This is a genomic window from Celeribacter ethanolicus, from assembly GCF_002407265.1.
GTDB classification, from domain to species: Bacteria; Pseudomonadota; Alphaproteobacteria; order Rhodobacterales; family Rhodobacteraceae; genus Celeribacter; species Celeribacter ethanolicus.
In genome coordinates this window covers 1,022,414-1,036,317 of the sequence record NZ_CP022196.1, presented here as the reverse complement: position 1 = coordinate 1,036,317, position 13,904 = coordinate 1,022,414, and the positions used below count along the sequence as shown (strand labels likewise).

Sequence of the window (13,904 nt, the reverse complement as noted above, 5' to 3'; positions counted from 1 at the left end):
GCCATGGCAAAAGTCACATTCTTGGGGTTGGGAGTCATGGGGTCCCCGATGGCGGGCCATCTCGAAGCCAAAGGCCATGACGTGACGGTTTACAACCGCACCACGGCCAAGGCCGAAGCTTGGGCAGCGGCGCACAAAGGCGGATTCGCCGCCACACCGCGCGAGGCGGTAGAGGGTGCAGGCTTTGTGATGGCCTGTGTTGGCAACGATGACGATCTGCGGTCTGTGTGCCTCGGCCCGGACGGGGCTTTCGCGGGTATGAGCGCCGGCTCGGTGTTTGTCGATCACACCACGGTCTCGGCGAAAGTGACGCGCGAACTGGCTGCCGTGGCCGCTGAAAACGGTATCGGCTATGTCGATGCGCCGGTGTCGGGCGGTCAGGCGGGGGCGGAAAACGGTGTGCTTTCGGTGATGTGCGGCGGGACGGAAGAGGATTATGCCAAGGCCGAACCGATCATGGCCGCCTATGGCCGCACTGTGAAACGGTTGGGCGAAGTGGGTATGGGCCAGACCGCCAAGATGTGCAACCAGATCTGTATCGCCGGGCTGGTGCAGGGGCTCTCCGAAGCGCTTTTGCTGGCGGAAAACTCCGGTCTCGATGGCGAAGCGCTGGTCGAGGTGATCGCGGGCGGCGCGGCCGGGTCGTGGCAGATGGTGAACCGCCACAAGACCATGCTGGCGGGCGAGTACGAACACGGGTTCGCGGTTGACTGGATGCGCAAGGATCTGGCGATCTGTCTGGAGGCGGGCGAGGAAACCGGCACGCCGATGCCGGTCACGGCTCTTGTAGATCAGTTCTACAAGGATGTGCAGACCATGGGCGGCGGGCGTTGGGATACGTCCTCGCTGATGGCGCGACTGAAAGCGTTCAAGTGAGTATTTGCGGCCGCAAAGGAGACGCAATCGGGTTTCCTTTGCTGTGAAAATACTCAAATCGGAAGCCCTTTCCCAAGGGGCGGCGTTGCTGTTATAAGGCCTTTCGATCAAAAGGACTCTGAGTGATGGCCGACAAGAAGACTTCCGGGCGTGGGGCGCGTGATTTGCGGGTGAAGGTGAAGTCTGCGCGCGGGCGCAAGCTGTCGTCGACCCGTTGGCTGGAGCGGCAACTCAACGATCCTTATGTGAAGCGCGCCAAGCTCGAGGGTTATCGCGGGCGCGCGGCGTTCAAGATTCTCGAATTGGACGACAAGTTCCGCTTTCTCGTGCCGGGGGCGCGGGTGGTCGATCTCGGCTGTGCGCCGGGCGGCTGGTGTCAGGTGGCCGTCAAACGGGTCAATGCGCTTGGCGAGAAGTCCGGGAAGAAGATCGGCACCGTGTTGGGGGTCGACTTGCAGGAGGTCGAACCGATTGCCGGGGCTCAGACCTATCAGCTTGATTTCATGTCCGATGATGCGGACGAGCAGGTGAAAGAATGGCTCGGTGGTCCGGCGGATGTGGTGATGTCGGATATGGCGGCGGCCTCGTCCGGCCACAAGCAGACCGACCACCTTCGGATCATCGCGCTGTGCGAAGCGGCGGCCTATCTGGCGTTTGACGTGCTGACCCCGGGCGGGACCTTTGTGGCGAAAGTGCTTGCGGGGGGCGCTGAGGGTGATCTCCAGAAGCTGTTGAAGCAGAAATTCGAGAAGGTGGTGAATATGAAGCCGCCGGCCTCGCGCTCCGACAGTTCCGAGAAATTCGTGGTCGCCACGGGGTTCCGGGGCTGATGGAGCGCTGGCTGCGTCTTCGGGCGGGGCCGCTCGATCTTGCGTTCGATCCGGAGGTCGGCAATATCCGGCGTTTCACGGTCGACGGGCGCGAGATTTTTCATACCGCGCATTGGGTCGGCACGCCTGCGGCAGAGGCCGCTGGGTCTGTGATCGACGCGCATCTGGCGGGGGATTTTCTCGCCGCCCCCTTTGGCACATCCGATCTGGTGAGCGATCCGCCGCATGGCTGGAGTGCCAATTCGCGCTGGCATCCGGTGGTGCGGGCGGAGGATGGGGCCTGCGCTATGATGAGACTCGCGCTCGAACGCGAGGTGATGGGAGCGCGGCTCACCAAGGAGTTGCGGTTCTGTCAGGGCCACCCAGTGCTGTATCAGCGCCATGTGATCGCGGGCGGCGAAGGGGGACTGACCTTTGCACATCATCCGATGTTTCGGGTGTCGCCGGGGGATCACATCGCCTATTCGCCGAAACGTGCGGCGGTGACCAATGATCCGCTGGAGCCCGCGCATGTTCTGGCCCCCTGGGCGCGGAGCGAGGATGTGACACGGTTTCCCTCCGTCTCAGGCTGCACGGTCGATCTGACACATTATCCGCGTGAGAGCGGGCACGAGGACTTCATCACGCTGATCGAGGCGGACAGCGGGGGGATCGGCTGGACCGCGGTGTCGCGCGCCGCGCAAGGTGACATCGTCGTGGTGCTGAAAGACAGCCGGGTGATGCCGGTCACCATGCTTTGGGTTTCCAACGGCGGACGGGGCTATGCGCCCTGGGAGGGGCGGCACGACGGGGTTTTGGGCATCGAGGACGGGTGCGCGGCGGGCGCCGAGGGGCATCGCGCCGCCTTGGGGGACAATGCGGTGGCGCGCGAAGGCGTGGCCAGCTCGGTCTCGTTGCGACCAGAGGGGCGGCTCATCCTGCGCCATGCCATCGCGGTGCTGGACCGGCCCGAGGGCTGGCGTGGCGTGGCGGGGGTGCGTGTCGGGGCGGACCGGCTGACGGTCGAGGGCATCGGCGGAGGATCGCTTGCAGTGCCTTTCGACGGGACTTATTTCTCAGTCTGAGATATACCTTTCTGACACAGATCAACGTCTGGGCGGCGCGGAGCGCTCTAACGTGGTTGGAATTTGTGTCATTCGAGATGGAGTACAAACCGCAGATGCGTCTGACGATCCGAACCAATCTGGCCATGCGTGTGCTGATGGCCTGCGCCGTGAACGAGGGTCATATGATCCGCCGGGCGGGCATTGCCAAGGCGGCGAACGCCTCGGAAAACCATCTGGCGCAGGTGGTGCATCTTCTGGCGACCGGGGGATACATCGAGACCACGCGCGGGCGGGCAGGCGGGATCGTTCTGGCGCGTGCGCCGGATCAGATTTCTCTGGGCGAGGTGATGCGGCATTTCGAGGCGGGCGTGCCTTTTGCCGAATGTTTCGCGGATGGGGCCAACACCTGTCCGTTGCAGGCAGTCTGTCGTTTGCGGGTCGCGCTCACTGCCGCGCTCGAGGCGTTTTACGGCGTGCTCGACGAGATGACCCTGCAGGATCTGGTGGCGGACAACGCGGGTCTCGATGCGCTTTTGTCCCTGCCGCAGCCGGACATGATGATGCCGGAGGGTGGCTGTGTGCAGCTCCGCCGGGTGAACTGAGACGGCGGCCCTCTAGCGCAGATGCGGCTGGTCGGGTTCGCGCAGGGTGAACACCAGTAGCGCGGCGAGGCCAAGGCAGATCGGTACGGAGGCGAGCGCCAGCGCGTGCTTGCCGCCCGTGAGATCGAGAAGCCAGCCGACCAGCGGCTGGAACACCAGAGCCGCACCGATGCCGATCATGTTGACGAAAGCGGTGACTGTGCCGACCGTGCTCTGGTCCTGACCTTCCTTGGCCATGGCGAAGGTGAGCATCTGTACGCCGCAGAACAGCCCCCCGAGAAACAGCGCTGTGGCGATGAGCCAGAAGTTGTCGATGGGGGTGAAAATGACGGCGGCCCAGGCCAGTGTCGCCGCCACGGCGCCGCCGAAAACGATCCATTTGCGATGGCCCAGGGCGTCCGACACGGCGCCCCAGAGCACCGATCCCGCTGCCATGCCCCAGAACACCATGGACACGGCGGTTTCCGCCGAAACGGCGGAGAGCGCGTGATCGGCGGTCAGCTCCTCATTGCCCCAGAGCCCGCCATAGACGTTGATCGGCATGTAGATCAGCGCGCCCACGAGGGAGATCAGCCAGACCTGTGGGCTTTTGACGATCTGGCGCAGGGGACCGAGAGGGGTGGCGTGGGTTTCCGTGTCGCCGGCCGAGGGCGCGTCGCGGTAGAACAGCAGCGCGAGCAGGAAAATCCCGCCCCCGACCGCGCCGATGCCGAGAAAACTCGGACGCCAGCCTGCGGTTTCGGTCAGCGCGGTGAGCCAGACCACACCGATTGCGGTGCCGATCATGCCGACCGCATTGACGATGCCGGACAAGAGCGCGAAGCGGGCGGGGGCGAACCAGTGGTTGACTGCATAAAGCGCGCCGACGAAGGCGAAAGACGCCCCGAACCCGGTCATCAGCCGCCCGATCCCGGCGACCTCGACATTGGGGGCGGCGCCGACGAGCGCGATGCCACCGGCACAGAACGCGATGGCCGGTACGACGAAACGCCGCGCGCCCCAGCGATCGAGCAACAGCCCGACGACGATCTGCATCGGTGCGTAAACCCAGAAGAACAGCGAAGAAAACACTCCGAGCTCGGCGCTCGACAGGGTGAGGTCGCGGGTGATTGCCTCGGTGGCGGTCGAGGGCGAGATGCGGGCGACGAATTCGAACAGGAAGAACAGGGTGCCGATGGACAGGGCGAGGATGGCGTGACGGGCTCTGGCGGTGGACATGGGCGCTCCGGATTGTTTGCGCTCTACATTCGCGATTTGTCCTTGGGTGACAAGAGCGGCGGAGCGGGAAAACGATCACAAGACGGAGGGCGACGAGGATTGCGGCTTAACATGCCGGGCGGGAGGGGGCATGAAGGAGCAAAGCAAAGGAGAGGGCTTATGAAACTGGTACGTTTTGGCGAGGCGGGGGAAGAGAAACCCGGGGTGATCGACGGCAAGGGACGACTGCGGGATCTGTCGGATCATGTGCATGACATTGCGGGGGGGCAGCTTGCGCGGCTGGGTGAAATTTCCCGGCTGGATCTCGATGCCCTGCCGGTGGTGAGCGAGGAGGTGCGGTATGGCCCCTGCGTCGGCGGTGTCGGTAAATTCATCTGCATCGGGCTCAATTACGCCGATCACGCTGCCGAAAGCGGTATGGCGCTGCCGGAGGAGCCGGTGATCTTCGCGAAATATACCTCGGCAATCTGTGGCCCGAACGACCCGATCCTGATACCTCGCGGCGCGGAAAAGGTCGACTGGGAGGTCGAACTGGGCCTGGTGATCGGCAAGCCCGCGAAATATGTCTCGGAGGAGGATGCGCTCGATCATCTGGCGGGCTATTGCCTGATCAACGACGTGTCCGAGCGCAGCTATCAGCTTGAACGCGCGGGGCAATGGTCCAAGGGCAAATCCTCGGACAATTTCGGACCGGTGGGGCCGTGGCTCGTGACGCCGGACGAGATCGCGGACGCGGACGCGCTCGACATGTGGCTGGAGGTCAATGGCGAACTCATGCAGGAGGGGACGACCGCGACGATGGTCTTCAAACCGGCGGCGCTGATTTCCTACCTGTCGCAGTTCTTCACGCTACAGCCGGGCGACATCATTTCCACCGGTACGCCCGCGGGCGTCGGCATGGGGATGGCCCCGCAACGGTTTCTGCGGGACGGAGACGTGGTGACGCTCGGCATCGAGGGGCTCGGCGAGCAGCGACAGCTTTGTGTGGCGGACGCGTGATCGACCGAACCCGATAGGCGTTCTCAGACCTCGATCAGAGCCTGAAGCGTGCGGCTGCGGTCCTCTGCCGCCGCGCGCGTTTCGGCCAGCACGAACCCGGTGCACAGGCTCATCCCGTCGGCGGCGGGCAGGAGTGTGCCGTCGAGCAGCCGCGTCGGCACGAACCATCCGTCCGCGATGGGCCCCCTGATGCGTGTGATCAGGTCGGGCATTGCGCGGCGCGTCGTGCCGGAAAAGGACAGGCTGACCGGCAGCCCGCTGCGCATCGCCGCCGCGCGGTGCAGCAGGATTTGCGGGGTGGAGGAGTTGAAGCGGAAATTCGGGTCGAAGACGATCAGCTGCCCGTCGTCGGTCTGGCCGATGTCCAGGCCGCAGACTCCGAGAAAGCCCTGCCTGCGGGCCGCGTCGGCGACACTCAAAGCAAGCGCATGACCCGCCTCGGGATAGGGCGTGTCCGGGTCGATCACGCTGCCCAGTTGCCGCGCGGGGGCGGAGAATGTCTGTTCGGCGGCGCCGAGCAGTTGCACGGTCTCCGGGGTGACCGCGAGATTGACACACCAGCAGTGGCGCACGGTCATGGCGTCCTCGACGATCACGGTCTCGATGCCCTGAGCGAGGAAGGCGGCGCGCGCCTCGTCCAGTTGCCCGGCGGTGTCGCAAGGACGCACCGCATAACCCCAGCCGGTGGCCTCTTCTCCGCCAGCCTTGAGATAGACGGGCAGGGCGATCTCCCCGGGCAGCGCTGCGGTCGGGTAGGTTTGCCGTGACGCAAGCGCCTCGGGCGGCACGAGATCGGGCAGGGCGGTCTTGCTGTTGAGACGGGCCCAGAGCGCGGGCGGCACCAGATGCGCCGCATCGGCAAACCGTCCGGCACGCAGCGGGTAGGGCCAGAACAGCGCCCGGCCCTCGGCGACCAGCCGTTCGGCGTGGGCTTCGGCCTCCGCCCGGGTTTCGTAGCGATGCATCTCCTCGGTGATCGACAGGCCCGCCTCGGTGAGACAGTCCAGAATTTCATCCGTGGTGCCGCTGATGTGGCGCACGGTCGCCCGCGTGCCCAGCAGGCCGAGCAGGAGCGTCGTCACCGCATCGAGATTGACCGGCGTATAGCCCAGCATTCGGGTCTGTTCGAGATCGGTGCGGGCCATATAGGCGGCATGCGCGGGGCAGAGCACAGCCTCTTGTCCGCTGAGCGTGAGCGGGGGCAGGGCAGGGAGCGCGGCTGTCATGGCAGGAACTCCTCGACGGCGCGGGCCAGCCGCAGGACGCGTTCGGAGCGGCGGTCGCCCGCGAAACTCGGTGTCTTGTTGGCGTCCAGCAGGATCGCGCGCCCGTCATGCATGACATAATCGAACTTGCCGAAGTCGAAGCCCATCTCCTCGCGGTGACGTTGCAGCTCCGGTGGCACTTCGTCGAGATATTCATAGCGCACCATGGTGCGCACCTTCACCAGAGGATCGGTCGCCACCAGCTTGTAGCCGTAGCTGGCGGAGCCGAAGAACAGCCAGCCACGCAGGCAATAATGATCGCCTTCACGCTCCGGCATGAAGCGCTCGACCAGAAGATCGTCGCGCTCCCAGACCCAGCCGGGCACCTTGTCGAGACGGTCGAGCACGGGATATGTCTTCTTCGGCAGGCTGCGGGCGAGGTCCCAGTTCAACCGGGCGAGGCGGCTTTGCGCCTTGAGCCGCAGTCGCGTCAGCCGCGGCAGGTTGCGTTGCTCGGGGCCGCCGAAATGGTTGAGGTTCGATTTGACGATGACCTGCCCGTCCCAATCCGCGCCCGGCTCCAGCCGGAGCGAGGAATAGCGGCGCTTGGAAATGTCGCGCACCGCGCCGTTGAGCACCCGCACCCCTTCTGGCGCCTGTGGCACGCGCTCCGGCGACAGGCGGGTGACGTCGTGATGCAGGATGCAGAGATCAGCGTCTTCCGCAAAGCCTGGGCCGACACGCACGGTCAGGCCCATCTCCTGCCAGATTTCGGCGAGACAGCTCAGAACGTATTTCTTTTGCAAATCTTGCCCCAGATGGGACAGGCTGATGAGTGGCAAGGCGGGCTCCCGTAAAATATCCTGATATTTCTAAACCAAGACCTGTCTCGTGGCGCAAGGTGCTTTGTGAAAGAGCGCCGTAGGGGCATGCTCGGGCTTTGGTGTCGAAGGGGGCTATGCACGACACTGGCCGACGTGCGTGATGCGCGCCGGCCAGTGCGAAAAGTGCAGAGGCTCCGTTCTAGGCGGTGCCGGGCTGTGCGTTGACGGGACGGGCCAGAATGGCCAGAACGATGAGCGCCCCGATCGAGATCGTCGCGAAATGCGTCGAAATCAGCAGCAGACCGGCAACGGTCAGCGCCAGTTTTTCCCACAGCACAAGGGGCCGCCGGAACCAGCCGATATAGGCCGCCGAGAGCGCTACCACCCCCATCAGACCGGACAGAAGCGCGGTGATGAATTCCAGCCAGGTGAAGTTCACGAACAGCAGGCTCGGCGCGTAGATGAACATGAACGGCACCAGAGCCTTGCCCATGGACAGCCGGAAGGCGGTCGTCCCCGTCGTCATCGGTTCGGCCCGTGCCAGACCCGCCGCGGCATAGGCCGCAAGCGCCACCGGTGGGGTCACGTCGGCCAGCACGCCGAAGTAGAAGACGAAGAAGTGGGTCGCGATCAGCGGCACGCCGAATTCGGTGAGCGCCGGGGCGGCGATCGAGGCGAGGATGATGTAGGTCGGCGTCGTCGGGATGCCCGCGCCCATGATGATGCAGGCGATGGCGACGAAGATCAGACCGAAGAACAGCGCCAGACCGTTTTCCGACAGCAGCCCGGTGAAGTCGAGCCCGATGGCGAACCCGGCCACGTCATGCGCCAGTTCGACGACGGCTGCGGAGAATTTGAAGCCGAGGCCGGTCAGGGTGGTCATCCCCAGAAGGAATCCGACACAGGCACAGGCCGCACCGATGGCCAGCGCGAACTTGGCCCCGTCCTCGAAGCCCCGCACCAGACGCGGCGGCGTCAGCACGGTGGAGGTGTCCATCGTGGTGTTGCCGAAGGCGCGCATCAAGAGCGGCACATAGCTAAAGACGATGGTCAGGATGATGCCCCAGAAGGCCGCGAGAAAGGGGGTGTATTGCATCAGAAGCAGCGCCACCATCACGCCCAGCGGCACGAAGAGGTGCCAGGACCGGGCCAGAACCGCACCGAACTGCGGGATCTTGTCCTTGGACAGGCCCGTCAGGCCGAGCTTCTTGGCCTCCAGATGCACCATCAGGAGGATGGCGATGTAATGGAAGGCGGCGGGCACGATGGCGATCAGGATCAGTTCGTTATAGGGCACGCCCAGCATTTCGGTCATGACAAAGGCCGAGGCCCCCATGATCGGCGGGGTGATCTGGCCACCGCAGGAGGCGGAGGCTTCGACCGCACCCGCGAACCGCCCCGAGAACCCCGATTTCTTCATCAGCGGGATGGTGAAGGCGCCGGTGGTTACGGTGTTGGCGATGGGGGAGCCGGAGATCATGCCGAAGAAGCCCGAGGACACGACGGAGACCTTGGCAGACCCGCCGGAGGCGCGGCCCGCGATGATGGTGGCGAGGTCGATGAAGAGCTGGCCGAGACCGCTCATCTGGGCGAGGATGCCGAAGAGGACGAAGTGGAACACATATGTGGCCACCACGCCGACGGCGACGCCGTAGATGCCTTCGGTGCCGATGAAAAGGTGGTTGATGATGCGGGTGATCGAATAGCCACGATGCGCCATGATGCCCGGCAGATAGGGCCCGGCGAGCGCGTAGATCAGGCAGAAGACGCCGATCCAGGCAAGCGTCGGCCCCATGGTGCGGCGCGTCGCCTCCAGCGTCATGATGATCGCGAGAAAGCCCATCATATAGGCGGCTTCGGGCGGATTGCCGACGTTTTCGATGAAGATGTATTTGAACAGGATCGACAGATAGGCGGAGAACCCGGCGCCTGCTGCGGCAAAGATCCAGTCGCGGATGGCGACCTTTTCGGGGTCGGCGCCCTTGCGGTTGAAGGGCAGGGTCAGGGCGATCAGGAAAAGCATGACGGCGATGAACACTGTCTTCAGCGTGCCGCCCGTCAACGACCCGGCCAATCCGTAGAGGATGTAGAGATAAAAGGCCGCGAAAAGCCCGGATTCGACCCAGAGGCGGGTGGTCGGCGCGGCGCGTTTGCGCGGGAAGACGAGGAAGATCAGCCCCATCACGAAACTCAGGTGAATCGTGCGGTGCATCACTTCGTTCAGCAGGCCGAAACCGGCGGTGTAGACGTGGAACAGCGACAGCGCGACCGAGGCGATCGTGACCAGGATTGCGGTCGGACCGACGAGATTGCGGAAATTCGATTCCGAGTCGTATTCCCGAACGAGGGCTTCGACCTCGTCGGCGGTGAATTCATGATCGCCATCGGCCGCAGTATGGCCGTGGTTGTCTTTCGGGGGTAGACCTTGGGTCATTGGGGTGTCTCCTCGTCGCAGGGGGCAAGGGTGAGAGCCGAATGGCCCAGATTTGCCAGAGGCAGATCGGTGCCGTCAATCGACAGGGTGTTCTTGAATTGCGCCTGAATGCGCAGCGGGATCGGGCCGGTATGGCGCTGCATGTCGAGGATGAAATGTCCGTCCTCGTGCCGCCATCCGGTGGCGTCCATATCGTTGGCAATCGAGGGAAGTCCAGCCCCATGTGCCATGAAGACCTCCCGCGTCTGGAGGATTTCTCCGTCCTCAATGCGGTAGCTGTCGATGACCGGGGTGCGCGATACGGAATGGATGAAACTCAGCTCGAAGCTGCGGTCGGGACCGAGCGGCAGGCGGGCCACTTCGGCCTGATTGCCACGGGTCTCGGACAGGCAAAGCCAGCCGTCCGCATGCCCGGCCGTGGCGGGCAGGGCGAGCGTAAGGAGAAGGGCGGCACGGGCCGCCCTTCCGATGGGGTGCAGGGGGAAATGCCCCGGCATTACTTGGTGATGCCTTTCTCGGCATAGTATTTCTCGGCCCCCGGGTGGACCGGAATCGAGACGGATTCGAGCGCCTTGTCGAGCGAGATCTGTTTGCCCATCGGGTGCACCTGACCCAGGGTCTCGGTGTTTTCGTAGAGCGCCTTGGTCACGGCATAGATGACCTCGTCCGGGACTTCCGCATGGGTCGCCCAGATGGCGCGCACGGCAAGGGTCGGAACATCGGTCTCGACGCCCTTGTAGCTGCCTGCCGGAATGGTGGCATCGGCGTAATAGGGCTGGGCTTCCTGAAGCTTGACGATGGCCGGTCCGGTCAGCGGCACGATGCGGATGTCATGGCCATTGGCGAGATCGGTCACCGAGGAAGTCGGCAGGCCGGCGGTGATCAGCGAGGCGTCGAGGTTGCCGTCCTTGATCTTGTCGACCGACTGCGCGAAGGAGGAATAATCCTCGGACACGTCGTCGCGGGTCATGCCATGGGCTTCGAGCAGATCGCCCAGAAGCTGCCATTGGCCGGAGCCCGGCGAGCCGGAGGAGATGGATTTGCCCTTGAGATCCTCGAAGGTCGCGATGCCGCTGTCGGCACGCACCACGAGCTGTACGGTTTCCGGGTAGAGCGCGCCGATGGCACGCAGGTTGGTGATGGCGCCGTCCTCGAACTGGCTCACGCCCTTATAGGCGGCATCCAGGATGTCAGCGGCGGCAAAGGCGGATTCGATTTCGCCCCGGCCCAGAAGCTGGGCGTTGGCAACGGAGGCGTTGCCGGTTTCCGCCGTGGCCGACAGTTTCGTGTCCGGCAGTTCCGCGGTGTTCGAGATCAACTGGGCCAGCATGCCGCCGAGCGGATAATAGGTGCCGCCGGTGCCGCCGGTGGCGATGCCGAAGAAGGTGCGGCCGGCGGCAAAGGCCGGGGCGGACAGCAGGGCGAGGCTCGCCGTGGTCGCGCCGAGGAATTGGCGACGGGAAAGGGACATGGAATCCTCCGTGGTTGGTTGTCGAGCATCATCCCCTCGCGTTGCCGCAGGGGAGGCACTCCTGTGTTGGATGTATAATTTCTTGACCTCGTAATTTTGTATGTCAATAACTGTTTTCAAATATGAAAGGATTGGAGATGCAGGACGCGCCCGCCCTTCCCGAAAAACGCCTAGTATTTGAACAGATATGCGGCAGCACACCGTTGCTTCTGAACGTGCCGCATGCCGGCACCCAGGTGCCCGACTCGCTGCGCGCGGCGCTGACGCCCGGGGCGCTCGATCTGAGTGACACCGATTGGCACATGGATCGCATCGCGCGCGACCTCTTGCCCGAGGGTGCCAGTCTGATGGTCGCCAATGTGACGCGCTATGCGGTGGATCTCAACCGTCCGTCGGACGACAAGCCGCTTTACGCCGGGGCCACGACCGGGCTGATGTCGACCATCACCTTCGATGGCGTGCCGCTCTACCGTCCCGGCGCCGAGCCGGATGCGGCGGAGCAGGCAGAGCGCATTGCGGCATGGTGGACGCCCTATCACGCGGCGCTGGCCGCAGAGATCGCGCGCATCAAGGCGGCACATGGCTATTGCGTGATGCTGGACATGCACTCGATCCGCAGTCAGGTCCCGCGCCTGTTCGAGGGGCGTTTGCCGGATCTCAATCTCGGCACGAATTCCGGTGCGGCCTGTGCGCCGGGCCTGTCTGACGCGGCTTTCGCAGCCCTTCAGGCCAGCGAGTACAGCGCGGTGCGCGACGGGCGCTTCAAGGGCGGCTACATCACGCGCCACTATGGCCAGCCGGAGCAGAACGTGCATGCCCTGCAAATCGAGATCGCGCAGGAGTGCTACATGCAGGAAGAGACGCCCTGGAGCTACATTCCCGAGCGTGCCGACCGGCTGAAAGAGACGCTGGCGCGGTTGATTGCGGTCATGGCCGACTTCCACCCCGAGACGGAGCAATCGTGATGGCTTTCGAAACGCTGAAAGGTGCGCATTTCCGATTTGCGCTGACCCCCAAGGGCTGGGTGCGCAACCTGTCGGTCCATTTTTCGCCCGACGGGCTGATCCGGGCCGCCGCCGAGGACGACAACCCGGAGGGGCTTCCGGTCTATGACAACCCGGTCGTGCCTGGGATCGCCGACCTGCACAGCCACGCCTTCCAATATGCGATGGCGGGCCTTTCCGAGGTGCGCCGCAACCCGGTCGACAGTTTCTGGTCCTGGCGCGACATCATGTATTTCTTCGCCCTGACCCTGTCGCCCGAGGACATGCAGGCCATCGCCGCGCGGCTTTACCTGTCGCTGCTCAAGGGCGGCTATACGGGGATCGTGGAATTCCACTACGTGCACAACGATCTTGACGGCACACCTTATGCCCGACGCGAGGAACTGTCGCTGGGCATTTTCGAGGCGGCAGAGGCCACCGGGATCGACCTGACGCACCTGCCGGTGTTTTACGCGCATTCCAACTTTGGCGGGCTGGCGCCGACCGACGGTCAGCGGCGGTTCATCCAGAGCCTCGATGGCTATGCCGAAATGCTCGACAGCCTGCGTGCGCCCGCCAAGGCTGCGGGTCATACGCTCGGCATTGCGCCGCATTCGCTGCGCGCCGCCACGCCGGAGGAGATCGCGAAGCTTCTGGAGCTGCGCGCCGATCTCATTCCCGACAGCCCGGTGCATATCCACGTCGCCGAGCAGGTCAAGGAGGTCGAGGATGCGCTGGCCTGGAACGGCAAGCGTCCGGTCGCGCAACTGTTCGACATCGCCCCCGTAGACAAGCGCTGGTGCCTGATTCATGCGACGCATCTCGACGACCGCGAGGTGGCGATGATCGCGCGCAGCGGCGCGACGGTCGGTCTCTGTCCGCTGACCGAGGCGAATCTCGGCGACGGCATCTTCCGGGGTACGGATTATCTGGCGCAGGGCGGGTTCTTCGGCATCGGATCGGATTCCAACATCGCCACCTGTGCCGCCCAGGAAGTGCAGCAACTCGAATACAGCCAGCGCCTTCGCGACCGGCAACGCAATGTTCTGGCCGCGATGGACACGCCCCATGTCGCCGCGAACCTCTGGACCCGTGCGGCCCAGGGCGGGGCGCGGGCGGCGGGGCGCCCGGAGCAGGGGCTGGCCGTCGGCGGCATGGCGAGTTTCGTCGAGGTCGCTTCGCCGGAACCCGCAGCGATTCTGCCGGTCGAACCCGAGGCCCTGCTTGACTTCCACGTCTTCGCTGGCCGAGGCTTCCATGTGGGGGATGTCGTGGTCCGGGGCAAAAGGGTGATCGCGGACGGGCAGCATCCGCAGGAAGAGAAAATTGTCGCAGATTATGGCGTGGCCATGTCGCGGGTCGCAGAGCGGCTGTCCGCAAGAAGGTCGACCTGACACTGCAATCCACTGGGGAGGC

The 13,904-nt window shown here is 64.4% G+C and carries 13 protein-coding genes; 7 read left to right on the top strand and 6 right to left on the bottom strand.

The window, feature by feature from the left end:
- The first annotated feature begins 3 nt into the window (after positions 1–3).
- The 4 genes from CEW89_RS05015 (at position 4) to CEW89_RS05000 (ending at position 3,354) form a co-directional block, all read left to right on the top strand.
- Positions 4–876, top strand: a complete 873-nt coding sequence (locus tag CEW89_RS05015; RefSeq protein WP_096805136.1) for an NAD(P)-dependent oxidoreductase — start codon at positions 4–6, stop codon at positions 874–876.
- 125 nt (positions 877–1,001) lie between these two features.
- On the top strand, positions 1,002–1,706 hold the full coding sequence (locus CEW89_RS05010) for an RlmE family RNA methyltransferase (RefSeq protein ID WP_066705040.1): 705 nt from the start codon (positions 1,002–1,004) through the stop codon (positions 1,704–1,706).
- The gene (locus CEW89_RS05005) at positions 1,706–2,770 is read left to right on the top strand and encodes a hypothetical protein (protein WP_096805135.1); all 1,065 of its coding nucleotides are present in this window, start codon (positions 1,706–1,708) and stop codon (positions 2,768–2,770) included. The genes CEW89_RS05010 and CEW89_RS05005 overlap by 1 nt, the downstream gene beginning before the upstream one ends.
- Positions 2,771–2,865: 95 nt before the next feature.
- Positions 2,866–3,354 (top strand): RrF2 family transcriptional regulator, encoded by a 489-nt coding sequence (locus tag CEW89_RS05000; protein WP_066705086.1) that lies wholly within the window; start codon positions 2,866–2,868, stop codon positions 3,352–3,354.
- A gap of 12 nt (positions 3,355–3,366) precedes the next feature.
- Here the strand turns inward: CEW89_RS05000 and CEW89_RS04995 are convergent, their stop codons facing one another.
- Positions 3,367–4,572, bottom strand: coding sequence for an MFS transporter (locus CEW89_RS04995; protein ID WP_096805134.1), 1,206 nt, complete (start codon positions 4,570–4,572; stop codon positions 3,367–3,369).
- A gap of 159 nt (positions 4,573–4,731) precedes the next feature.
- On the opposite strand from CEW89_RS04995, the gene CEW89_RS04990 reads away from it, so the two are divergent.
- Entirely contained in the window at positions 4,732–5,571 is an 840-nt protein-coding gene (locus CEW89_RS04990; RefSeq protein ID WP_096805133.1) for a fumarylacetoacetate hydrolase family protein, read from the top strand.
- Between the two features lie 23 nt (positions 5,572–5,594).
- On the opposite strand, the gene CEW89_RS04985 is transcribed toward CEW89_RS04990, so the two are convergent.
- From CEW89_RS04985 to CEW89_RS04965, 5 genes are all read right to left on the bottom strand, one after another.
- Positions 5,595–6,797 (bottom strand): hypothetical protein, encoded by a 1,203-nt coding sequence (locus CEW89_RS04985; protein WP_096805132.1) that lies wholly within the window; start codon positions 6,795–6,797, stop codon positions 5,595–5,597.
- Complete coding sequence (locus CEW89_RS04980) at positions 6,794–7,618, bottom strand: hypothetical protein (RefSeq protein WP_096805131.1); 825 nt, start codon at positions 7,616–7,618, stop codon at positions 6,794–6,796. Before CEW89_RS04980 ends, CEW89_RS04985 begins: the two co-directional genes overlap by 4 nt.
- Positions 7,619–7,799: 181 nt before the next feature.
- Entirely contained in the window at positions 7,800–10,034 is a 2,235-nt protein-coding gene (locus tag CEW89_RS04975; RefSeq protein ID WP_096805130.1) for a TRAP transporter permease, read from the bottom strand.
- Positions 10,031–10,531 carry a DUF1850 domain-containing protein gene (locus tag CEW89_RS04970; protein WP_096805129.1) on the bottom strand — a complete coding sequence of 167 codons (501 nt, stop codon included), beginning with the start codon at positions 10,529–10,531 and terminating at the stop codon, positions 10,031–10,033. The genes CEW89_RS04975 and CEW89_RS04970 overlap by 4 nt, the downstream gene beginning before the upstream one ends.
- The gene (locus CEW89_RS04965; protein ID WP_096805128.1) at positions 10,531–11,505 is read right to left on the bottom strand and encodes a TAXI family TRAP transporter solute-binding subunit; all 975 of its coding nucleotides are present in this window, start codon (positions 11,503–11,505) and stop codon (positions 10,531–10,533) included. Before CEW89_RS04965 ends, CEW89_RS04970 begins: the two co-directional genes overlap by 1 nt.
- A 137-nt stretch (positions 11,506–11,642) precedes the next feature.
- Here CEW89_RS04965 and hutG point away from each other — a divergent pair, with 137 nt between their 5' ends.
- Both hutG and CEW89_RS04955 read left to right on the top strand, forming a co-directional pair.
- Positions 11,643–12,470: an N-formylglutamate deformylase gene (hutG, locus tag CEW89_RS04960; protein WP_066705058.1), complete on the top strand. Its 828-nt coding sequence runs from the start codon at positions 11,643–11,645 to the stop codon at positions 12,468–12,470.
- Positions 12,470–13,882, top strand: coding sequence for a formimidoylglutamate deiminase (locus tag CEW89_RS04955; protein WP_096805127.1), 1,413 nt, complete (start codon positions 12,470–12,472; stop codon positions 13,880–13,882). Before hutG ends, CEW89_RS04955 begins: the two co-directional genes overlap by 1 nt.
- Positions 13,883–13,904: the final 22 nt, after the last annotated feature.